Below are 21,000 nucleotides of genomic sequence, written 5' to 3' on the forward strand. Positions count from 1 at the left end.
AAATTACTTGATGAGGCGAACATAGCCCTGGCATGCCTGCAATGCTATCAGTCCTTGATCTCCGTCGGCGGTGATTCCGATAATTTGTTGAGCATGCGCTGGGTCAACTTGGGCTCGTGCGGCTCCATGAACCAGGCCGCCGGCGCAGGTGGGGGCTTGCACTCCGTCACAACCAGTTGCGGCGGTGGCTTCGAGTTGGACTGACAGCAGCAGGTCAGCAGTAGCAAGGCGATCACGCAGGCGTGCTTGTTTCGTTTTCTCATCAGTCAGGGCTCGGTAATGGGATTGGTCACTGGCTGCCAGCCACTGCTCCAAAGCAATTCGCTTGCCCTGCTCCACCAAAATTTGCGCGGAGTTGGCATTGGCCAGATTTGTGCGTTCGGTTTGATGAGCAGCCTCCTTAGCTGCCAACTGCTGGCCGTAGGCGTTGGCCTGCCACGTCCACGCAGCCCACGCGCTGCCCGCCATCAGGGCTAGGATGATCAGCAGCACCCCGCCCCACTTCACTCCATCGGTCTTCTCGCCAACACCTTGAGCGCCCGGGTGTACAGCGCCTGCCGATCGGCCGCACCATTCTGGCCACCATTGATGCGCTGGGTGATGGCGTCGAACTTCCCGGCAGCGGCCGGGGTATTCAGTCCATTGGTCGCCCAGAACCGCGCTGCGGACATGCAGGCATGCTGTGGCTTTTCCAGAAGTTGAGGCAGGGCGACTAGGTCCATCCCAAGCTATTCGCCGCAGGCGCGGTAGTTGTCCTTGCCGGTGATCTGGATCAGACCGCGCCCGCGATACTTCCAACCGTCGCCCGGCTCGGTGTTTCCCATGCGGTTACCGTAAGCGATGTTCGCGATCTGTTCTGGCTTGCGTGCGACTGCATTGGCTAACTCAGAATTGAAACGATTGGGCCAGGTTTTACGCAACGCATCGGCGCTGTAGTTGAGGTTTTCCACCAGCCGCCTCAACTGGCCGGATTCGTGGCCGACCTGCGCAACAAAGGCTGCAATACGAATGGTGCCAACAATCTGGTACCGGCTCATAGCGGTGTTTAAGACAGGAACAAAAACGCCGGCAACTTGGCCGGCGTTCGGGAGGATCTGCAGCAGTTGCTGCGCGGTAATGGGCATGGGTTTCTCCAGACTGAAAAAACGCTTGATGGCGGATTGGCTTGAGGGTGTTGGTTAGTCGAACAGCAGCGCTATGGCTTCGTTGACAGATAGGTTCAGGTCGTACCTCTCGACTAGGGCATTAACTGCAAAGTCGTTTCTGTCATAGCCACCGACGGCGAGTTGCTTGCGATAGGCCTGCACCTCAGACCAACACCGGTATGGGCGGACGAATTTGTACAAAAGCGGGTGGAGGAACGGCACCACGCTGAACAGCGGCCAGAGGGACGACGAAGCCAGAAGCATCAGTAACGTGCTGAGCAAAAGTCCCAAGCAAAGCCATGCGTACCATTGGCGCACATGCACTTTTTCATGCTCAATCAAACCGGCATCGTCTTCATACTTCGGCAATATTTTAATTAGCGGACCTTGAGCCGTTCCGCCGAACCCATTGGGCAACTTCCCAACCAGCTTCAACCATTAGTAATTCACGCGACGACCTTCATATCGAATATTAATATTTCGCAAGTGGTTTTCCAGCCCATTAAAAAACCCGCACAAAGCGGGCTTTTTAATGATAAAGCAATTTGTTTTAGGTCAGATCAATAGTTACTCCGATCCGCGCCTTTGTCCCGGCAGGAGCTGCCCCCGCCAATTTGTAGCCAAGGACAACTTCTTTATCGGTCGTAGTAACTATCCGCAAAAGAGCTTCATCCCAAGTTGATGAGTCCGGATCACTGGCCAGCCAGTTAGCACGTACAGCTTTACGCGGCGGCCTATACAGCAGACCGTGTGCAATCACGACGATGGTGTAAGTCGTAACATCCATTGCTACCTTATCGGTTTCTAAATTCGCTTTACAGCCACCAACTGTATCTCCACGACTACGAATATTTATACGATCGGATGCTCTGGGAGCCTGCCCTTTGACAGCCGTTTGGCCAACTGTGGTCGCAATACTCAGATCAACTTGATTATCACCCCCGGAAACATAATCAAAAGCTGTATTACAATTTCGGATCTTACAATCAATTTCATTGTCAATCCCATCCAGCTTCAGACCTGTACGATCGGCACCACTAAAATTTATGATTGTCAGCTCTAAATTACAACCAGCGCCCTTGACTAAAGCGCCTTCGTTATCAGGGTTGATGGTAGCAAGAATACCGCTAATATCAGCATTATCCCCATTGACAATTAAAGCAGTTTTTCCGACTGACGACTTCCAAACAAGCGCATTCAGATGGCCGATATAACAGTTCCTTCCGTTAACAACCACACCATCTTGCTGCCCGCCAATGTTGTACGCCCGCATCTTATCGATTTGAAGCTCGTTGGCTTGCAGAACCGCATTGTCGCCGTCGACCACGAGAGTGTCGATGCGCGCAATGCTACCAATATAAACACCTGTATCTAGTGCGGGCTCCGCAGATCGCCCGCCGGCATAGGAGTGCAACAGGCCGATGCGGTCAAAACTGCCGCCGTACAACGCGCTTTCCTCAGAGCGGAAATTCCATCCATCGTTAAAGCAACAAATAATACTGTTTGCATCGCTATTGTGGGGACCACGGCAATGCCAACCAGCGAACCCACCATTAGATCGGCAAATTATGTTACCGAATTTACCTTCTTCCTGCCCACGCCAACTGACGCCAGAAGCACTTGTAGAGTCTTCGGTGTAAAGCCCTCCGCCCGCACCATCGTAAACAAGCACAGTACCGGCCAGGATCATTGAAGGACCATAAAGTTTCACCGGAACGCCGGAGGTGTTGCCCTTGGGGTTGGTTGATGCGTTGTAACGATTGCCATTGACGCGAATATCTTTGAGGCCCATCCAAGATGGAACACGGGAGTCAGCCACCGTCAGACCAGTACCGGTCAATACATCAAAGTTTTCTGACTTGATAAAGTCCTGATTGGCGCCTGCAATCTGTTTCAGTTCGGTGGAGTTAACGCCCCGCCCGTTGAGCACAATAGAGCGATCCAAATGGATATACCGTGCTTGGTATACCCCGCCGGTACCAAATGTTAGGTCACCGCCGCCAAAGGAGCCCAGTGTGATACGGGCGGCTTCAAAAGCAGGGGTCCAGTCCCATGTTCCGTAGTCACCGGGCACAGGGCGAGAGGTCACCAGCCCTGAGAATTCCCATAGATCAATCTGGGTCTGAGACAGGCTTTTGGCTACCGTCCCTTCAATTGCTACGGCTAGTGGTGTGCGAATTACCCCCACCATGCCTGCCATTTTATTTGGATCAGTTGAGAAAGCGAGTTCCTGACGAAGCGAGTCGTCGCCAATCAGCTTTAGTTTTGATTCGTCAATCGCCCAAGCTGTGGTTAACAGTGGGAGAAACTGGCTTTTTACCCGGTAGTCATTTCCCTGATAGGTCACGCTTTGAGTAGGGCGTTCTAAGGTTATGCCCGCCGCATACGGCACAGGAGGTTCAAAGCCACTAGAGGCCATTAAACGATTGAATTGCTCGGAGCGTACTGCCTGATCACCACCAAATTCGGAGTCCCGGCGTACTCGATCACTGTCAAAATCCTGCTCCATACCTGCCCAGGACTTGCGTGGCACCCCCTTACGATCGCAGTAGGAATGGTCGGGGCCAAGACACAGATAATCCAGATTCCGGGAGTTGTCAGACAGATCTTTCGGCGAGGTTGAGCCAATCGGGTTGCCGGTATTGTGAGTCATGGTTGTGTTGCTCGCAGAGTACGCCAGCGGCGCCGCGAAGGATGCGGTGCCGAGAGCGCTGAGTTTTAACAAGTGCCGGCGACTTACCATGACGACCAAACCTCAAAAATGCAGGAAAAGTCGGCATTATACCGGTGGAAATTTCGTACAGATGTAATGGCCAGACTGGCCATTACCGGAATGAATCAAGTTTCATGTTGGCGCGGCCACTTCCGGTTCATGGCGATATCGAAGATGTCAGCCATAACGATGTAGTCCGGCACCTCGATGACCCATTCGGCATCCAGAATCGGCCGCTTGAACAGTTCAAGCTTCGCGGTAAAGCGCCAAAAGCTCTCACCGACCAGAATCGACCCCTCGTAGATATCAACGAATCGCGCGCGGTGTTCATCCATGTCCAGCGGCGTTTTGAGTGGGCATTGAAACCGCAAGCTGCCCGACAGCAGGATGTGTTCAAACCCCCCTCAAATAGCTGCGCTTCGCCGTCATCCATCAACCAGGTAACAGAAGCCACGGTGGGAACCGAGGTAAATCGTCGTCGCTGCCTGGCTCGCCCGCTCTGGAGTTCAGAGCGGGCCATCGGGCTCACTGGCTGGAAGCCATAACCGTCACGCTGCGGCTCGGGCAGAAACTCTGGATATGCAATCATTTACTGCCTCTTTGTGCCGCTGGTGGGTTCATGTCGGCGCGCTGTTGTCGTACTGATAAACCCGGGCGTCATAGGGCATGCCTTCTACCGTGACGTTGCCGCCGCTCGATGGGTTCACAACGGTGACAAGCGTGGGGTAGCTCCAGCGGTTGACCGGGCCAAACAGCAGGTGTAGTGGTCTAATGAAACCGGACACCCATTTAGGCGAGAATGCTCGCCAGAACGAGGTGTCAGATGACCAAAAAACGCCGTACCTTTTCCCCTGAATTCAAACGCGAGGCTGCCGACCTCGTTCTCCAGCAGGATTACAGCTTCATTGAGGCCAGCCGCTCGCTTGGTGTCGGCGAGTCGGCTTTGCGCCGATGGGTCGACCAGGTGCAGCAAGAACGCATGAGCGTGACCCCGCTGAGCAAAGCGCTGACCCCGGAGCAGCAGAAAATCCAAGAGCTGGAAGCCCGAATTACTCGCCTTGAGCGGGAAAAATCGATCTTAAAAAAGGCCACCGCGCTCTTGATGTCGGAAGATCTCGAGCGTTCGCGCTGATTGACCAGTTGAGCATCCACGAGCCGGTTGATTGGCTGTGCAAGGTGTTTGAAGTGACCCGCTCGTGCTACTACGTTCGGCGTCTCAGGCGCCGCACATCGGATGTAGAACGCCTTCGATTGCGCAGTCGGGTGAGCGAGTTGTTCACCCAAGGCCGCAGTGCTCCCGGTACCTGCGCATAAGCCTGGGCATTGATCGAACGAACCTCGTCCAATAGCAACTCCAAACGCTCAACCGTGAACGACTCGGCGGGCATTCGCTCCAGCGCTTCGGTCAGCGCAGCGGCAAGGCTGGCATCTGACCGGTTGAGCTGGGCAATGATCCGCCGCACCACGCCGAGCTTGTACTGCTCCAGGGATACCGCGTGGGCAACGTGCTCATTCTCCAGCAGCGAGTTAACCGTAGCCATCTAGAGCACTCCGAGGCTTGGACCTTGATCGGCGATCTTCTGCTTTTCGGTATCCCAGTCCAGGTCATCCGAGATCACACCGCGGCGCTGGATTTCCCTGAACAGGGTTTCATCAGACAGACGCCCCTGGCTGGCCATGCTCACCAGCAGCGGCAGTGTGGTTTCCGGGGCGAAGTCGATATCGAAGTTGCCATTGACCTGAACGTGCCCGCCTTCCGGTTGCTTGGTCCACAGGGCGAAATACTGCAGCACCTGATCGATAAAGTCCTCGAAGCGCTCGGCCAGCGCCCAAGGTTGTCACGCAGGTAGACCCGTTTCTTACTGGCCACAATATCCGCGAACAGCCCGAACGCCTCGGCTACCACCGGCATGGTGTCGTAGAAAATGTCGGCAATCTGCGGATAGGTCGGGGCGAAGTAGCCTTGGGGAATACCCGGGTTCTCCAGTGCATTGATACACAGCCGAACGCAACCAACAAACGTTTTGCCGCTTCGGTATCCCCCCACAAACGCAGAGAACTTTTTCGGGTGCTTGATGAACTCATACTGCGGCTTGTTCAGCTTCAGGGTCGCTTGCATCTTCTACCCCGATGATGACTTGCTTGGGTTCCGGCAAGCCCTTGTTCGGGTCTTCCAGTTCGCGGCGCAGCTTCTCGTTGGTGAGGCGCCGGGTTTCAAGGTCTTCCTTGGTGCGCTCCAGGCTTTCGACTCTGGCGGTCAGCCGGTCGATGAGGCCTGAGTAGTCCCGAACCTTGCTTGTTGTGGTGATTGACATCAGAGCAGTCTCTTTTCCATTGATCTGAATCGGTTCCTCTTTCGCCGAATCCACTTCAAGGGTGTTGCCAAACTCATTCTCCCGAGCCAACGCACGCATCAAGCGGATGCGCGTCAGGCGCAGCTCATCGTCAACCCTGCCTAGCTGAATTCTGGCGAGCAAGTCGTTTTCGTCATCGGTCAGGAACTGACTGTAGATAGAGCCGGGCTTGGCGGCGTTCTTATTGCCACTCAGGTTTTGGGGGCCAGAACTCTTGCCGCCATGCAACTTGCAGCGAGAGGAACCCGGTATTGCGTGACGCTTACATGGTTCCCCGTTGCTGCGCTTCTTTGCGCCGCATAGGGCCATGTTCAGCCTCATTCATGGGGTTTGTTTTCGCAGAACGATCATTCAACGTCGTTCGAACGTCATTCAATGAATCGTTCGGCTTGAAATAGTGGCTCGTAGCCGGTATTGGTTAGAGCCATTTGGTGCAAGGAGCACGACAGTGATTACGATTCGAGAGGCAACGATTGAAGACTTTCAAACGCTCCAAGACATCGGCATAAAGACCTACAAAGAGCACTTTTCTGATATCTGGACCGCTGCAGGAATACAGAACTTCCTAAGCGAGGACTTCTCGGCTTGCGAGCTTCAGAAATCTCTCGGATCTCCTATCCATCACTGCTGGATCATTGCACTCGACGAGGAAGGCCAGGCAGTCGGATTCTCGAAGGTCAACTGGTCCAAACCAATCCCAATGTCTGATCAGGTTGGCGCAGAGCTCCAGAAAATTTACTTCCTCAAGTCTCAGGCGGGTAAGGGCTACGGAAAGCAGCTTCTCCAATTCATTCTTGAATCAGCGCAAGACCGCAATGAAGGCTTCATATGGCTGGACGTACTGAAGACAAACTCAAATGCGCAGCGCTTCTATGAGAGCTTTGGATTCGGGGCGCTGGGCGAAATCCCTTTCAGTACCGACATGGCCGAAATCGGAATGATCGTGATGTGCCGTGATCTTTCCCGTTAGGCGCGTTCGATGGCCTCCCAGTCGGGTTGCTTGGTTGTCATAGATTTATCTCTGATGCTTGAAATGGTGGCATGTTGCCGGCATTGGTGATATCCCACTCAAAGCAAGGAGTAATTGAATGAGCACGATCTACATCGTCCAAAAAGTCCCCGTGGTCTTCCATGTACAAGGTTCTCGCCTTGGCAGAAATACTACCAGCGAACCGATAGCTGGCTTTCATTGGGTAATTCGTGAAGCTGTGAGCGGAAAGCAAATTGGTGACCCTTACAATGAGCAACAGCGAGCTGAAGATGCCTGCCTGGAGCTGAATACTCCACAACAGTGATCCTTCGTGCCGCACTCACCTGCGGCACACCTACCCTTCCCCGACGCCCATCAACACATCAATCAGCTTCTATTCACCTATGCCGTTGTGGTCATTTCGCCTCGGGGTTAGGAACACGTGCTTTAAGCCGATGACTACAAAAACCATGTCTACAATGACGCTCATACGGTGACAGCTCGCAGGGAACGCAAAGTATGAGAGCAATAGCTGGCTGGACTTTTTTACTCGTCATCATTGGACTGCATATTTTTCTTCTTCGCAGGACGATTCAAAACAACAAGCGCAGCAAAGAAGAACTCTACAAAACCTTCGAAAGAACAATGCAACAACACGGGATCCGAACCTTCGAGATCCTGAAAGAAAGCATTTGGATTAGAAGTGGTATCCGCCAATCAGAACTGTATCGGATTGTATTGGCCGACACAGGGCACTACTTTCTTTATTTCCAGGCAACCGGTACACCGCCCATTTTTACCCCCCTAACAGAGAAACGGGCGATGCAAGCTTCTGAAGGCAAGATCGGAATTCAGGCTTAGGTGCGTGAGAGCGTCACGCAAAAGTCACGCACGGTGTTAAGCCTCCTCCCCGGCGCTCTGCCGAACGAACAATCCCTGCCTGCAAAAACCATCCAGGTGTGCAAAAGAAGAAGAAAAGACCTATAACCTTCCAAGGCACGAAAGCAGTTCATCACTACAATATTGACTAGCTATTAGGAATAAATTTGTGAAGCAATATGATCTGGTAACACAAGAGGATGAGTGGGGTTGCGGAGCAGCCTGTGTAGCCTCGCTTCTGGGGATGACCTATCAAGAGGCAAAGAGCCTCGTAGAGGATATTAAAGGCCGATCGGTCAATGCCAAGCCACACGGCCTCGAGCTTCACCACATAGCACTCGCCCTACAGGCCGAAGGCGTAAAAGTAATTGCTGATTGGGATTCTGCTGTGCATCACCCAGACGGTTCGATCGTTTGTATCGGTGGGAAGTCGCGCTACAAATATGAGCACTACATATTGAAAACGCCGAACGGATGGATGGACCCCTGGTTCGACCTCAAAAAGAACAATATGGTAGCTAAGTACCGAGATGATTATCCAAAAGGCGCTGATTTCCTTGTAGCGCTAATACCGGTTTAAGCCTAGAAACTCACTTGATGAGGCGTACATAGCTTTGGCATGCCTCCAGAGCGATCAATCCTTGGTCGCCGTCTTGGGTGATTCCGATAATTCGTTGAGCATGCGCTGGGTCAAGTTCGGCTCGCGCGTCTCCATGAACCACGCAGCCGGCACCGGTGGTGGGCTGCACTCCGTCACAACCAGTTGCGGCGGTGGCGCCGAGTTGGACTGACAACCGCAGGTCAGCAGTAGCAAGGCGATCACGTAGTCGTGCTTGTTTCGACTTCTCATCAGTCAGGGCTCGGTAATGGGATTGGTCGCTGGCTGCCAGCCATTGCTCCAAAGCAATGCGCTTGCCCTGCTCCACCAAAATTTGCGCAGAGTTGGCATTGGCCAGATTTGTGCGTTCGATTTGATGGGCAGCCTCCTTAGCTGCCAACTGCTGGCCGTAGGCGTTGGCCTGCCACGTCCACGCAGCCCACGCGCTGCCTGCCATCAGGGCCAGGAGATTAGCAGCACCCCGCCCCACTTCACCCCATCGGTCTTCACGCCAACACCTTGAGCGCCCGGGCGTACAGCGCCTGCCGTTCGGCCGCACCGTTCTGGCCGCCATTGATGCGCTGAGTGATGGCGTCGAACTTCCCGGCATCGGCCAGGGTGTTCAGTCCATTGGTTGCCCAGAACCACGCCGAGGACATGCAGGCATGCTGTGGCTTTTCCAGAAGCTGAGGCAGGGCGATCAAGTCCAGCCCAAGCGCTTCGCCGCAGGCGCGGTAGTTGTCTTTGCCGGTGATCTGGATCAGACCGCGCCCGCGATACTTCCAACCGTCGCCCGGCGCGGTTTCCCATGCGGTTACCGTAAGCGATGTTCGCGATCTGTTCTGGCTTGCGTGCGACTGCATTGGCTAACTCAGAGTTGAAACGACTGGGCCAGGTTTTGCACAACGCATCGGCGCTGTAGTTGAGGTTTTCCACCAGGCGCATCAACTGGCCGGATTCGTGGCCGACCTGCGCGACAAAGGCTGCGATGCGATTAGTGCCAATGATCTGGAAGCGATTCATCGCTGTGTTTAAGACAGGAACAAAAACGCCGGCTGATGGGCCGGCGCTTGGGAAGATCTGCAGCAGTTGCTGCGCCGTTATGGGCATGTCTTTTCTCCGGACGATAAAAATCCCGTGCGGGACTGGATAAAAAATTTATTACGCGATCGATCCAGTCGAATTGGATCGCTACGTAGTTGATAAAATCTGAAAACTCAGGATGATAGCCATACGCCTTCAGGCTAATTAATTGATCTCAGTATAATAATATTTAAGGGAAATCATGAACTGCGCGGTGATCTTTGGAGGCTCTGGTTTTATTGGTACTTTCTTTGCCAAACATTTAATCGAGTCAAAAACGGTTGACAAGGTTTATTTGTATGACAAAGAGCAGGTCGATCAAAAGCCCTTCCCCTACCGGGAAATTTTAATTTCACAGATTCCACATATAGAAGAAATCAACGGTGACGTTAGACACCCTGTAACTTGGGTCCCGGCAGAACGTGTTTTTCTCATTGCCAATTTTGCAGCGGTACACCGAGAGCCAGGCCATGAAGATTTCGAGTATTACGAAACGAATCTACTGGGGGCTGATAATGTTTGCGCCTGGGCTGAAAAAGTAAGCTGCCACAATATGATTTTCACCAGTTCCATTGCGACGTATGGTCCTAGCGAGCAAATTAGAGACGAGCGTTCTTTGCCTGTGCCTACCACTGCTTATGGCGGCTCAAAGCTCGCGGCTGAGAAGATCCACCAAGTATGGCTGGCGGCCAACCAACAGACACGCCACCTAGTCATTGTTCGGCCGGGTGTGGTTTTTGGCCCAAGTGAAGGCGGCAACGTTTCTCGATTGGTTAAATCGGTTATAAATCGATACTTCGTCTATACCGGAAACCGCGAAACCAGAAAAGCGGGCACCTATGTAAAAGAACTATGCATCGCTATGTTATGGGTGCTTACTAAACAGCAACATAACAAGTTGAATTTTTCCCTCTTCAATATGACCATGAACCCTGGCCCTTCCATAGATGAGTATGTGAATTCGGTGTGTGCCGTGGCCGATATTAAAAGGCATGTGCCATCAGTGCCTTTCAGGCTGTTGCTCGCAGTCGCTCACTGTATCGACACCATTGCTCGGCCACTTGGAATACAACATCCTTTCAGCCCAGTCAGAGTAAAAAAGCTGGCAAGGTCAAACAACGTGTTACCCACCTTTCTATTAGAAAACGGCTACACCTACACCTACAGTTTGGTGTCGGCTTTGGCTGATTGGAAAAAAAGCACTCCACATGAGTGGGAACAAAGCCGGCTTATGCGAAGACCTTCAGCAGTTGCCGCGAGGTGAGGGCCGCGGTTTGTATTTGTCCTAAGGCGAAGCGCCATAGGACATGAGCTATTAGGTTAGATCGATCGTGATACCGATACGCGCCTGTGTCCCAGCAGGGGCGGCAGTGGCCAGCTTGTAGCCCACCACCACCTCAGTCGCGGTCGTGGTGACCACCCGCAGATTCGCCGCATCCCAGGCAGACGAGTCGGGCGAAGAGGTCAACCAGCTGGGGCTCACGGCGCCAGGCGGCGTATACAGTAAGCCATGAGCCATAACGACAATGGTGTAGGTCGTAATATCCATGGCCACTGGAACGGTCTGGAGGTTCGTCTTGCAACCCCCAATAGTGTTGCCACGGCTACGAATGTTCATCCTGTCCCCGGATCGCGGACCCAGCCCAGTGACAGCCACTTGTCCAGCCGTGGTCACAATACTCAAGTCTACCCGGTTATCGGTCCCGGAGAGGTAGTTGAACCCTACTGCACAGTTGCGGAGGTCGCCCTTAACGTCGTTACCGATGCCGTTAAGTTTCAAGCCGGTGCGACCCGGAGCACTAAAGTTCTTCACGTTGACGTTCGTGGTGCAGCCCGAGCCGTTAACCACCACCCCATCGTTGTCCGAGTTATTGGTGGTGATCACCCCGTTAATCATGGCGTTGGCGCCATTGACGATCAGGGCGGTCTTGCCCACCGAGTCCTTCCAAACTAGCGCATTCAGGTGGCTGATCGAGCAGTTATCCCCGTTGACCACGACCCCGTCTCGTTGCCCGCCGATATTGTAAGCCCGACATTTATCGATCTGGACTTCATTGGCTTGCACAATACAGTTGTCGCCATCGACCACCAGGTTATCGATACGGGCAGCCTCGCAAGCGCGAAATTCGTAACCTGTCGTGGATCGGTTTGAAGTGGGCCGGTATGAAGCAACCCCGGGTAATCAGCCTGGAGAACGTGAAGCAGATCCTGCAATGGGGGCCGCTTATAGCCAAGCGCTGCAAATCGACTGGGCGCGTCATCAAGCTGGGTGGCGGGACTGCTGAGCCAGGTGAAGTGGTGCCGGTCAGCGCGCAATTTCTGGTACCCGACCCGAAACGTCGCGGCCAAACCTGGGCTGTGTTTGTCGCGGAGTTGCAGCGCCTGGGCTATGCCGTCGAATGGCGCGTAATCAAGGCCTGCGACTTCGGGGCCCCCACCAGCCGGGAACGCCTGTTCATGATTGCCCGTTGCGATGGCCAGCCCATCGTGTGGCCCGAACCAACCCACGCCAAGAACCCCGCCAAGGGCCAGCAGAAATGGCGAACCGCCGCCGAGTGCATTGACTGGTCGATCCCAAGCAAAAGCATCTTTGGTCGAAAAAAGGATCTGGCCCCGGCCACCCTGCGTCGCGTTGCCAAAGGCATGCGCAAGTTCGTCCTCGATGCCGCCAACCCATTTATCGTGCCGATCGCGAACTGGTCAGGGGAAAGCGTGGAGTCTGCCGACGAGCCTCTACGCACCGTGACCTCCTACCCAAAGGGAGGCGCCTTCTCGATAGTCAGCCCAACACTCGTTCAAACCGGTTACGGGGAGAGAGCAGGCCAAGCACCGCGTGTACCTGGACTGGATCAACCCTTGGGTACAGTTGTAGCAGGCGGCGTTAAGCATGCGATCGCAGCGGCGCACCTGGTGAAGTTCAGGTTCACCGACGAAGGCAAAGCGTCAGATGAGCCATTGCCCACCATCACCAGCGGCGGTAACTACAAGCGGCCTGCCGGTGCCGCGCATGCAATGGGAGTCTCGACTGTGTTCATGGCGCAAATGAATGGCGGCTTCAACACCACTGCCGCGAAAAGCATCACCGACCCCATGACCACAGTGACCAATACCGGCAGCCAGCAACAACTAGTTACTGCCAACCTGGTGCACTTGCGCGGTAACTGCGATGCCCGGGACTTGAACGACCCACTGCACACCATCAGCGCAGGCGGTACCCATCACGGGCTGATGACGGCATTCCTTGAGCGTCAGTTCGGCGCCAGTGTCGGCCAGGGCCTGGATGATCCGGCACCTACCATCACAGCGGGCGGTGACGGTAAGAGTTCGCTGGTCGAGCTGCAGCTCTCACCAGAGGTTGAAGCCGGTGCCCTGCGGGTCGCAGCTTTCCTAATCAGCTATTACGGCACAGAGAATGTGAGCGACGCCAGCGAGCCAGCGCCGACAATCACCACCCGCGACCGTCTGGCACTCGTCACGGTGACAATCAAAGGCACGCCGTATGTGATCGTCGATATCTGCCTGCGGATGCTACAGCCGGCCGAGCTGTACAAGGCCCAGGGCTTCCCGGGCGACTACGTCATCAGCCACGGCGCCGACGGCAAGCCCTTCACCAAAACCCAGCAGGTGCATATGTGTGGCAACAGCGTCAGCCCACCACCGATGGCAGCACTGGCAAGAACCAACGATCCTTGGAGAGCCGAAAAACACCAAGCCAAAGCCGCATAACTCTCAAACTCTGCGATTGGAGTAAAATAATTCGCATAAGACAACCAAAGCGAATACTAACTATTAGCTATCAGCAACGTTATTTAACAAGGCGAAGATATGGTCTTTCTTTCGGACCCAAGAGAAACTCCTTCTTGGCTGCCACAAGCAACTCTTTCAACCGCCCCAAATAAATAGATGACAACTCTTCAACACCCAACCCTTTAAGCTCTGCCGGTATATTATCTGGGAGACTATGAAATACCTGCTTAACTTCCCCCCATTGATCTCGGAATATTAATGTAATACTTTACTGACTCCCCGCCCCCAAGATCCATTATCCAGCCTGACCCTCCAGTCGAATCACCCATAAAAAAAGAATTGGTCTGAAATGGAGGTTGTTCTAATTTAGCCAAATCATTTGAGTTGAAGTTATGGATGGTCGTAGATACCGAAACATCTAGCCGACCTTGCTTTTCAAGATTATTCCTAGCGTCTACGAAATATCTCATCAGCGGATCCGAACGCATCTTTTCTTGGAGAGGTGAGTACCACGCATTAAATCTATCCTCACCTACTATCGACTTAAGGTTCTGGATAACAAAGGTAACTGACCTGCCAAATAAAAGTACATTCCTTAGTCCTGCGGATCGTTCAGAGCGATCACCACTTTCCAAAATCTTGAGCCCAAAATAAGCAGTATCAAGAACCTGTTCTGCTCTATTGATTGCGAGAGCGGCTGACTCTGTATCCATTTTTTGAAATCCTTTAATAGAACAAACAACAATACCTGTCGCCTCGATAACTTGGAAGAAAAAAACCTCATCCTTCAAAGTAGGCCGCCACAGCGGCAAGGACGAAGTCATGACTGAAATTAAGTCTCATCACGGATGTTCGATGAGCGTCGGTACGGACAAATGGGTGTCCATCCTAACCATCGACCATATGCGTTACGCCTGTGAAGCCATGGATGCAAAGATCAAAGCTATCGAAGAGCCCCCCGCCAAAAAAAACGCACGGTGTGGCGGGTATGTCGAGGCGGTCTCTGCGAGGCGAACTATCGAGAAGGTAAATACGAAAAAGAAGCTGACCACCTGCTTCGAATTTACAAAGAACGGTTCATGTCCGAAGCCGCTGACTGGATTGAAAAGCCACGCGGTAACCTCAACTTCGAGCGAGACCTGCCCCATATAACGCCTGAACGGGTTTCGCAACCCGAATACGACACCGAATGGTTTCCCGCAAAGCCCTAGCCAAATGCATGGCGCTTTTGGCGCAGAGGTAACTTATGGCAAACGCAACAGCAGCAAAGGTCGGACAGCACCTGCCGCGCATTCTTCGCGCCGGCGAAGCACCTGGTTACCTCGGCATGTGCCGCGGCGAATTCGACAAAACAGTCAGGCCCCACGTCCGTGAATTCCGCATCGGTACCCAAGGTGTCGGCTTTGATCGGATCGAGCTCGATGAGTGGGTAGATGCGTATATCGCAAGCAGGCTGATTGAAAAAGCAGTCAATCAGGACAACAATCGGCCTCGCAGCGAGCGCCAAGGCAAAGATAACGGAGCTACGCCATGGCCCAAAAAGCAATCACCGGCCTCCAGAAAATGCCGAGCGGCATCTGGAAAATCGACAAAAAGTACAGAGGAGAACGAATTCAAGAGAGTACTGGCACTTGTGACCGCCAAGAAGCCGAGCAGTACCTGATCCACTTGCTGGAAAAGCTTCGACAGGAAAAGGTCTACGGTGTCAAAAAGGTCAGGACGTGGCGGGAAGCGGCTACCCGCTTCTTGCTGGAGGTGAAGGATCAGGCGTCAATCCATATATCTGCAACCTATATGGCTCAGCTTGATCCGTTCATTGGGGACATGCCGATCACGCACATCGATGACGACTCCCTGGCACCGTACATTCATTCCAAGCTGCACCCTGTAGAGGGCAAGCCTGTAACGAATCGCACGGTCAATATTGCCCTTCAACGGGCAATCAGGGTTCTCAATCTATGCGCGCGCAAATGGCGTGATGATGAGCGCAGACCATGGCTCGATGTTGTGCCGATGATCTCGCTCCTGGATGAGAAGACGAACTGCCGCAAGCCCTACCCGCTTTCTTGGGAAGAACAGTCGATCTTGTTCGCTGAGCTGCCGGCACACCTCCAAACCATGGCCATGTTCAAGGTCAATACGGGGTGTCGGGAGCAAGAGGTTTGCAAGCTTCAGTGGGATTGGGAAATCGCGGTACCGGAGCTGGATACCACAGTGTTTTTAATTCCGGCCGGGTTCGGCGGGCGAAGCGCAAGGTCTGGCGTGAAGAACCGGGACGAGCGCCTGGTGATTCTCAACACGGTGGCCAAGTCGGTCATTGAGAAGCAGCGAGGCCAGCACAAGCTGTACGTCTTCCCTTTCGGCAAGCCAGACGGCGACGGGGACGAAACAATGGTTCACCGCATGAATGACTCAGCCTGGAAGAAGGCCAGGGTCAGGGCAGCGAAGAAATGGCAGGAGAAGTATTTGCGGCCGGCACATGATGGTTTCGCCCGGATCCGCATTCACGACCTGAAGCACACCTTTGGCAGAAGGCTGCGTGCAGCAGGCGTGACTGAGGAGGATCGCAAAGCTTTGCTCGGCCATAAGAACGGCAGCATCACCAGTCACTACTCAGCGGCAGAGCTGGACCAACTGATTGAGGCTGCAAACAAGGTATCAGTAACCGACTCACGCGCACCAGCGCTGACGATCCTGAAGAGGAGGCAGGGATAGCAGGAAAACCCAAGGTCACTCGAAAAGTCACTAGGGTAGAAATGAAAAAGCCACCCAAAAGGTGGCTAAGTCATTGAATAATATGGTCGGGACGGAGTGATTCGAACACTCGACCCCTAGCACCCCATGCTAGTGCGCTACCGGACTGCGCTACGCCCCGACTAGGCGTTACAACTTGATAGAACGTCGAGAAATATACCTTAAGCTTTTGAAATACGAAAGTATTTTGAAAGCCTTTGTTATTTCTTGAGAACCAGCAAAACATCTTCCAATTCGGAGATTGTTTGGCGGATCAATTGTTTGTACTGCGTGGTGTCATCTTTGGCTTCATCACCGGAAAGCCGCAAGCGCGCGCCGCCAATGGTGAACCCTTGATCATAGAGCAGCGCACGAATTTGCCGGATCATCAGCACATCCTGGCGCTGATAATACCGGCGATTTCCGCGACGCTTCACGGGGTTGAGTTGAGGAAACTCTTGCTCCCAATAGCGCAGCACGTGTGGTTTTACCCCACACAGCTCGCTGACTTCGCCAATGGCGAAGTAGCGTTTGCCTGGGATCGGCGGGAGCTCGTCGTTATGACTTGGTTCCAGCATAAGCCTCTACTCGGGCCTTCAACTTCTGCCCTGGACGAAAAGTGACTACACGGCGAGCCGTGATCGGGATTTCTTCTCCCGTTTTCGGATTGCGGCCAGGCCGCTGTCGCTTGTCACGCAGATCAAAATTGCCAAAACCTGACAATTTGACTTGCTCGTTGTCTTCAAGAGCGTGCCTGATTTCTTCGAAAAACAATTCCACCAATTCTTTGGCTTCGCGTTTATTCAGGCCCAACTCTTCATAAAGACGTTCCGCCATTTCAGCTTTCGTCAGAGCCCCCATACGTCACTTCCTTAACGTGGCGTTCAACCTTGTTTCGAGCGAGGTGAGGATATTTTGCGTAGTGGTATTCACCTCATCGTCATTAAGAGTGCGCGATGGATGCTGCCAGGTCAAGCCGACTGCAAGGCTTTTTCTATGCGGATCAATACCTTTACCCTGGTAAACGTCAAATAACCTTAGGTCCGTGAGCCACTCGCCTGCATTTTCACGAATTACATCCAGCACAGCACTGGCTGCAACGTCACGGTCGGCCAACAACGCCAAGTCACGACGTACTTCAGGAAAGCGCGATAACTCATGGAATTTAGGCATTTTACCTAGTGCCACTTCGGCCAAAACCAGCTCGAAGACGAACACTGGTCGGTCGAGACCCAGATTTTTCGACAGTTCAGGATGGATTGCACCTACATAGCCGACTTCTCGGCCATCACGTTCAATACGTGCGGTCTGACCCGGGTGCAGCGCAGGGTGAGTACCCGGCACAAAAGTGAATGCATCCAGAGCACCCGCAAAACCCAACACGGCTTCTACATCAGCCTTGACGTCGAAGAAATCAACGACATCGCGCCCCTGGGCCCAGCCCTCAGGCAGGCGACTGCCGCAAACCACACCCGCCAGCATCGGCTCTTGTTTGAGACCTTCCAACTGACCGACAAAACGCAGACCGCTTTCAAACAAACGAACGCGATCTTGCTGACGATTCAGGTTGTGTTGCAATGACTTGACCAGGCCCGGCCACAACGAGGCACGCATGGCGGCCATATCATTGGAGATCGGATTGGCCAGCAACAGCGGCTCAACACCTGGGCTGAACAGTTCGAACTGTTTCGGGTCGATGAAGCTGTATGTAATCGCTTCCTGATAACCACGCGCTACCAGCAGACGGCGCAACTCAGGCAGGTCGCTACGTGCTTCAGCCTTGGCTTGCGGTGCCAGTCGGGCCTGAGGGTAACGAACCGGTAAACGGTTGTAACCGTACAGACGTGCCAACTCTTCGATCAGATCAACTTCAAGGCTGATATCGAAACGATGGCTTGGCACTTCTACGCGCCATTGCCCTGCCCCTTCAGCGGTAATGGTCAGGCCCAGGGCGCTGAGCAGGCGCTCAATTTCGGCCGAGTCCATTTCCATACCCAGCATCTGGCTGATACGCGCGGCACGCAAGGTGATCGGCGCAATCGACGGCAGGTATTGTTCGTTTACGGTTTCGATAATCGGGCCGGCTTCGCCGCCAGTGATTTCAAGCAGCAGGCCAGTGGCGCGCTCCATGGCTTCACGGGCCAGCTTCCAGTCTACGCCACGCTCGTAGCGGTGCGATGCGTCGGTGTGCAGACCGTAGGAACGGGCTTTACCAGCGACAGCAATCTGATCAAAGAAAGCGCTTTCAAGGAATAAATCGCGAGTCTTGGCGGTTACGCCGCTGTGCTCGCCACCCATTACCCCTGCAATTGCCAAGGCGCGGGTATGGTCTGCAATCACCAGCGTATCGCTACGCAGGGCAACTTCCTGACCGTCGAGCAATACCAGCTTCTCACCCTCTTCGGCCATGCGAACGCGGATGCCGCCATTGATTTCGGCAAGGTCAAACGCGTGCAACGGCTGGCCCAGCTCCAACATCACATAGTTGGTGATGTCTACAGCCGCATCAATGCTGCGCACGTCGGCGCGACGCAGACGCTCAACCATCCACAGCGGAGTCGGCCGGGACAGGTCGACATTGCGGATAACTCGGCCCAAATAGCGCGGGCAAGCTGCAGGAGCCAGCACTTCGACAGAGCGAACTTCGTCATGCGCTGCCGGTACAACGGCCACAACAGGACGGGTCACTTGTGCCGCGTACAACGCGCCAACTTCACGCGCCAGACCAGCCAGCGACAGACAATCACCACGGTTCGGGGTCAGGTCTACTTCGATGCTGGCATCTTCAAGGTTCAGGTAAACACGGATATCTTCACCAACCGGCGCATCGGCCGGCAGCTCCATCAGGCCGTCATTACCTTCGCCCACTTGCAGCTCTGCTTGCGAGCACAGCATGCCGTTGGATTCGACGCCACGCAGCTTGGCTTTCTTGATTTTGAAGTCGCCTGGCAGCTCGGCACCGATCATGGCGAACGGAATTTTCAGGCCTGGGCGCACGTTAGGCGCACCACAAACTACCTGAAAAGTCTGCGAGCCATTGCTGACCTGGCAAACACGAAGCTTGTCGGCATCGGGGTGCTGCTCGGTGCTCAGCACCTCGCCCACGACCACGCCACTGAATACACCGGCGGCCGGCGTAACGCTGTCGACCTCAAGACCGGCCATCGACAGACGAGCAACCAGCTCGTCGCGACCTACCTGCGGGTTAACCCAACCACGCAGCCATTGTTCACTGAATTTCATCCTGCTCTCCTAAGAATTCGTTACGACTAGCGAAATTGCGCGAGGAACCGCAAGTCGTTGTCGAAGAACAGACGCAAGTCGTTCACGCCGTAACGCAGCATGGCCAGACGCTCAACGCCCATGCCGAAGGCAAAGCCCGAAAACTCTTCTGGATCGATCCCGGACATGCGCAGTACGTTCGGATGAACCATGCCGCAGCCCATGACTTCCAGCCAGCCTGTCTGCTTGCAGACACGGCAGCCTTTGCCGCTGCACATCACGCATTCCATATCCACTTCAGCCGAAGGCTCAGTGAACGGGAAGTACGAAGGACGGAAGCGCACAGCCAGTTCTTTTTCGAAGAACACCCGCAGGAATTCTTCGATCGTCCCTTTCAGGTCGGCGAAATTGATATCGCGATCGACCAACAGGCCTTCGACCTGGTGGAACATCGGCGAGTGGGTGATATCGGAGTCGCTACGATACACACGGCCTGGGCAGACGATGCGGATCGGCGGCTGTTTCGATTCCATGGTGCGGACCTGTACCGGCGAGGTATGGGTGCGCAGCAACATGTTTGCATTGAAATAGAAGGTGTCATGCATCGACCGGGCCGGGTGATGGCCTGGGATGTTGAGTGCTTCAAAATTGTGATAGTCGTCTTCGACCTCAGGACCTTCGGCGATGCCGTAGCCTATATGGGTGAAGAACTGCTCGATACGTTCCAGAGTCCGGGTAACCGGATGCAGGCCGCCTGAGGTCTGGCCACGGCCAGGCAGGGTTACATCAATGGACTCGGCGGACAGTTTGGCGGCCAGATCAGCCTCTTCAAACAACGCCTTGCGCGCATTGAGAACCTCTGTGACACGCTCCTTGGCAACGTTGATCAGAGCACCGACCTGCGGACGCTCTTCGGCCGGCAGATTGCCCAGGGTCTTCATCACCTGAGTCAATTCGCCTTTTTTGCCAAGGTATTGAACCCGGATTTGCTCCAGGGCATTGATATCTTCAGCGCTTTGCACAGCCTCTAGTGCTTGAGAGACCAGCGCATCCAGGTTTTCCATGTACAGACTCCAGATACAAAATAGGGGAAGAGCTTGAAGGCTCTTCCCCTATTTAAGACGTTTAGCACCCGGGCTTACACAGGCAAGCCCAGGTGACTGTCGGGGGTACTTAAGCCAGAGTGGCTTTAGCTTTCTCGACAATCGCAGCAAACGCCGCTTTTTCGTTCACTGCCAGATCAGACAGAACCTTACGGTCGATCTCGATGGAAGCTTTTTTCAGGCCGGCGATGAAACGGCTGTAGGACAGACCGTTAATACGTGCACCAGCGTTGATACGAGCGATCCACAGAGCGCGGAACTGACGTTTTTTCTGACGACGGTCACGGTAGGCGTATTGGCCTGCCTTGATTACCGCTTGCTTGGCAACACGGAATACGCGTGAGCGTGCGCCGTAGTAGCCTTTAGCCAGTTTCAGAATTTTTTTGTGACGTTTACGGGCGACAACGCCACGCTTTACACGAGCCATGAGTTACTTCCTCTATTCTTGACCGA

Annotated in this window: 26 protein-coding genes, 1 tRNA gene and 3 pseudogenes; 10 read left to right on the forward strand and 20 right to left on the reverse strand. The window is 54.1% G+C overall.

What is annotated here, in order from left to right; all coding sequences use genetic code 11:
- Positions 1-3: 3 nt before the first annotated feature.
- From V6L79_RS18340 to V6L79_RS18365, 6 genes and pseudogenes are all read right to left on the reverse strand, one after another.
- Positions 4-468 carry a lysis system i-spanin subunit Rz gene (locus V6L79_RS18340; protein ID WP_338580331.1) on the reverse strand — a complete coding sequence of 155 codons (465 nt, stop codon included), beginning with the start codon at positions 466-468 and terminating at the stop codon, positions 4-6.
- Positions 469-503: 35 nt separating this feature from the next.
- A pseudogene (locus V6L79_RS18345) lies at positions 504-1,124 on the reverse strand (glycoside hydrolase family 19 protein).
- Positions 1,125-1,178: 54 nt separating this feature from the next.
- Entirely contained in the window at positions 1,179-1,562 is a 384-nt protein-coding gene (locus V6L79_RS18350; RefSeq protein ID WP_338579314.1) for a hypothetical protein, read from the reverse strand.
- 133 nt (positions 1,563-1,695) lie between these two features.
- Positions 1,696-3,798 carry a hypothetical protein gene (locus V6L79_RS18355; protein ID WP_338579315.1) on the reverse strand — a complete coding sequence of 701 codons (2,103 nt, stop codon included), beginning with the start codon at positions 3,796-3,798 and terminating at the stop codon, positions 1,696-1,698.
- 185 nt (positions 3,799-3,983) lie between these two features.
- Entirely contained in the window at positions 3,984-4,193 is a 210-nt protein-coding gene (locus V6L79_RS18360; protein WP_338579316.1) for a hypothetical protein, read from the reverse strand.
- A 282-nt stretch (positions 4,194-4,475) separates the two neighbouring features.
- Positions 4,476-4,643, reverse strand: coding sequence for a hypothetical protein (locus tag V6L79_RS18365; RefSeq protein WP_338579317.1), 168 nt, complete (start codon positions 4,641-4,643; stop codon positions 4,476-4,478).
- Positions 4,644-4,681: 38 nt separating this feature from the next.
- Between V6L79_RS18365 and V6L79_RS18370 the strand changes: the two are divergent.
- Positions 4,682-5,163: pseudogene (locus V6L79_RS18370) on the forward strand (transposase); the annotation flags it as partial.
- On the opposite strand, the gene V6L79_RS18375 reads toward V6L79_RS18370, so the two are convergent.
- The 4 genes from V6L79_RS18375 to V6L79_RS18390 are packed head-to-tail and all read right to left on the reverse strand — an operon-like array spanning position 5,061 to position 6,521.
- Positions 5,061-5,399 carry a hypothetical protein gene (locus V6L79_RS18375; RefSeq protein ID WP_338580352.1) on the reverse strand — a complete coding sequence of 113 codons (339 nt, stop codon included), beginning with the start codon at positions 5,397-5,399 and terminating at the stop codon, positions 5,061-5,063. The pseudogene V6L79_RS18370 and the gene V6L79_RS18375 overlap by 103 nt on opposite strands.
- On the reverse strand, positions 5,400-5,651 hold the full coding sequence (locus V6L79_RS18380; RefSeq protein WP_338580353.1) for a hypothetical protein: 252 nt from the start codon (positions 5,649-5,651) through the stop codon (positions 5,400-5,402).
- Positions 5,540-5,977: a terminase large subunit domain-containing protein gene (locus tag V6L79_RS18385; RefSeq protein ID WP_338579318.1), complete on the reverse strand. Its 438-nt coding sequence runs from the start codon at positions 5,975-5,977 to the stop codon at positions 5,540-5,542. The genes V6L79_RS18380 and V6L79_RS18385 overlap by 112 nt, the downstream gene beginning before the upstream one ends.
- Complete coding sequence (locus V6L79_RS18390; RefSeq protein WP_338579319.1) at positions 5,940-6,521, reverse strand: HGGxSTG domain-containing protein; 582 nt, start codon at positions 6,519-6,521, stop codon at positions 5,940-5,942. Before V6L79_RS18390 ends, V6L79_RS18385 begins: the two co-directional genes overlap by 38 nt.
- A gap of 139 nt (positions 6,522-6,660) precedes the next feature.
- On the opposite strand from V6L79_RS18390, the gene V6L79_RS18395 reads away from it, so the two are divergent.
- The 4 genes from V6L79_RS18395 to V6L79_RS18410 all read left to right on the forward strand — a co-directional run bounded on the left by V6L79_RS18395 (position 6,661) and on the right by V6L79_RS18410 (position 8,641).
- A complete protein-coding gene (locus tag V6L79_RS18395) occupies positions 6,661-7,182 on the forward strand; it encodes an N-acetyltransferase (RefSeq protein ID WP_338579320.1) in 522 nt (173 codons plus the stop codon).
- A 118-nt stretch (positions 7,183-7,300) separates the two neighbouring features.
- On the forward strand, positions 7,301-7,507 hold the full coding sequence (locus tag V6L79_RS18400) for a hypothetical protein (RefSeq protein ID WP_338579321.1): 207 nt from the start codon (positions 7,301-7,303) through the stop codon (positions 7,505-7,507).
- Between the two features lie 194 nt (positions 7,508-7,701).
- Positions 7,702-8,043, forward strand: a complete 342-nt coding sequence (locus V6L79_RS18405; protein WP_338579322.1) for a hypothetical protein — start codon at positions 7,702-7,704, stop codon at positions 8,041-8,043.
- Positions 8,044-8,230: 187 nt separating this feature from the next.
- Positions 8,231-8,641 carry a hypothetical protein gene (locus tag V6L79_RS18410; RefSeq protein ID WP_338579323.1) on the forward strand — a complete coding sequence of 137 codons (411 nt, stop codon included), beginning with the start codon at positions 8,231-8,233 and terminating at the stop codon, positions 8,639-8,641.
- Between the two features lie 10 nt (positions 8,642-8,651).
- Here the strand turns inward: V6L79_RS18410 and V6L79_RS18415 are convergent, their stop codons facing one another.
- Both V6L79_RS18415 and V6L79_RS18420 read right to left on the reverse strand, forming a co-directional pair.
- A complete protein-coding gene (locus V6L79_RS18415) occupies positions 8,652-9,116 on the reverse strand; it encodes a lysis system i-spanin subunit Rz (RefSeq protein WP_338579324.1) in 465 nt (154 codons plus the stop codon).
- A gap of 49 nt (positions 9,117-9,165) precedes the next feature.
- Positions 9,166-9,769: pseudogene (locus V6L79_RS18420) on the reverse strand (glycoside hydrolase family 19 protein).
- Positions 9,770-9,944: 175 nt separating this feature from the next.
- Between V6L79_RS18420 and V6L79_RS18425 the strand changes: the two are divergent.
- Positions 9,945-11,006: an NAD(P)-dependent oxidoreductase gene (locus V6L79_RS18425; protein ID WP_338579325.1), complete on the forward strand. Its 1,062-nt coding sequence runs from the start codon at positions 9,945-9,947 to the stop codon at positions 11,004-11,006.
- A gap of 51 nt (positions 11,007-11,057) precedes the next feature.
- Here V6L79_RS18425 and V6L79_RS18430 read toward each other — a convergent pair whose 3' ends face one another.
- Entirely contained in the window at positions 11,058-11,831 is a 774-nt protein-coding gene (locus V6L79_RS18430) for a hypothetical protein (protein WP_338579326.1), read from the reverse strand.
- A 74-nt stretch (positions 11,832-11,905) separates the two neighbouring features.
- On the opposite strand from V6L79_RS18430, the gene V6L79_RS18435 reads away from it, so the two are divergent.
- Positions 11,906-13,468 carry a DNA cytosine methyltransferase gene (locus V6L79_RS18435; RefSeq protein WP_338579327.1) on the forward strand — a complete coding sequence of 521 codons (1,563 nt, stop codon included), beginning with the start codon at positions 11,906-11,908 and terminating at the stop codon, positions 13,466-13,468.
- A gap of 248 nt (positions 13,469-13,716) precedes the next feature.
- Here V6L79_RS18435 and V6L79_RS18440 read toward each other — a convergent pair whose 3' ends face one another.
- On the reverse strand, positions 13,717-14,313 hold the full coding sequence (locus V6L79_RS18440) for a hypothetical protein (RefSeq protein WP_338579328.1): 597 nt from the start codon (positions 14,311-14,313) through the stop codon (positions 13,717-13,719).
- On the opposite strand from V6L79_RS18440, the gene V6L79_RS18445 reads away from it, so the two are divergent.
- The 3 genes from V6L79_RS18445 (at position 14,312) to V6L79_RS18455 (ending at position 16,204) form a co-directional block, all read left to right on the forward strand.
- Positions 14,312-14,641 carry a hypothetical protein gene (locus V6L79_RS18445; RefSeq protein ID WP_338579329.1) on the forward strand — a complete coding sequence of 110 codons (330 nt, stop codon included), beginning with the start codon at positions 14,312-14,314 and terminating at the stop codon, positions 14,639-14,641. The genes V6L79_RS18440 and V6L79_RS18445 overlap by 2 nt on opposite strands.
- Before the next feature lie 94 nt (positions 14,642-14,735).
- Positions 14,736-15,152, forward strand: coding sequence for a hypothetical protein (locus V6L79_RS18450; protein ID WP_228795892.1), 417 nt, complete (start codon positions 14,736-14,738; stop codon positions 15,150-15,152).
- Positions 15,053-16,204, forward strand: a complete 1,152-nt coding sequence (locus V6L79_RS18455) for a tyrosine-type recombinase/integrase (protein ID WP_338580332.1) — start codon at positions 15,053-15,055, stop codon at positions 16,202-16,204. Before V6L79_RS18450 ends, V6L79_RS18455 begins: the two co-directional genes overlap by 100 nt.
- Positions 16,205-16,287: 83 nt before the next feature.
- On the opposite strand, the gene V6L79_RS18460 is transcribed toward V6L79_RS18455, so the two are convergent.
- The 6 genes from V6L79_RS18460 to rplT form a co-directional block, all read right to left on the reverse strand.
- Positions 16,288-16,364, reverse strand: a tRNA-Pro gene (locus tag V6L79_RS18460).
- Between the two features lie 79 nt (positions 16,365-16,443).
- The gene (locus tag V6L79_RS18465) at positions 16,444-16,800 is read right to left on the reverse strand and encodes a MerR family transcriptional regulator (RefSeq protein WP_095001969.1); all 357 of its coding nucleotides are present in this window, start codon (positions 16,798-16,800) and stop codon (positions 16,444-16,446) included.
- Positions 16,781-17,083, reverse strand: coding sequence for an integration host factor subunit alpha (gene ihfA, locus V6L79_RS18470; protein WP_002553164.1), 303 nt, complete (start codon positions 17,081-17,083; stop codon positions 16,781-16,783). The genes V6L79_RS18465 and ihfA overlap by 20 nt, the downstream gene beginning before the upstream one ends.
- A gap of 3 nt (positions 17,084-17,086) precedes the next feature.
- On the reverse strand, positions 17,087-19,465 hold the full coding sequence (gene pheT / locus V6L79_RS18475) for a phenylalanine--tRNA ligase subunit beta (protein ID WP_261738782.1): 2,379 nt from the start codon (positions 19,463-19,465) through the stop codon (positions 17,087-17,089).
- A 26-nt stretch (positions 19,466-19,491) separates the two neighbouring features.
- Positions 19,492-20,508, reverse strand: coding sequence for a phenylalanine--tRNA ligase subunit alpha (pheS, locus tag V6L79_RS18480; RefSeq protein ID WP_048383162.1), 1,017 nt, complete (start codon positions 20,506-20,508; stop codon positions 19,492-19,494).
- Positions 20,509-20,617: 109 nt separating this feature from the next.
- Complete coding sequence (rplT, locus tag V6L79_RS18485; protein WP_003442184.1) at positions 20,618-20,974, reverse strand: 50S ribosomal protein L20; 357 nt, start codon at positions 20,972-20,974, stop codon at positions 20,618-20,620.
- Between the last annotated feature and the right edge of the window lie 26 nt (positions 20,975-21,000).

The organism is Pseudomonas sp. ML2-2023-6, from assembly GCF_037055265.1.
Taxonomy (GTDB): Bacteria; Pseudomonadota; Gammaproteobacteria; order Pseudomonadales; family Pseudomonadaceae; genus Aquipseudomonas; species Aquipseudomonas kulmbachensis.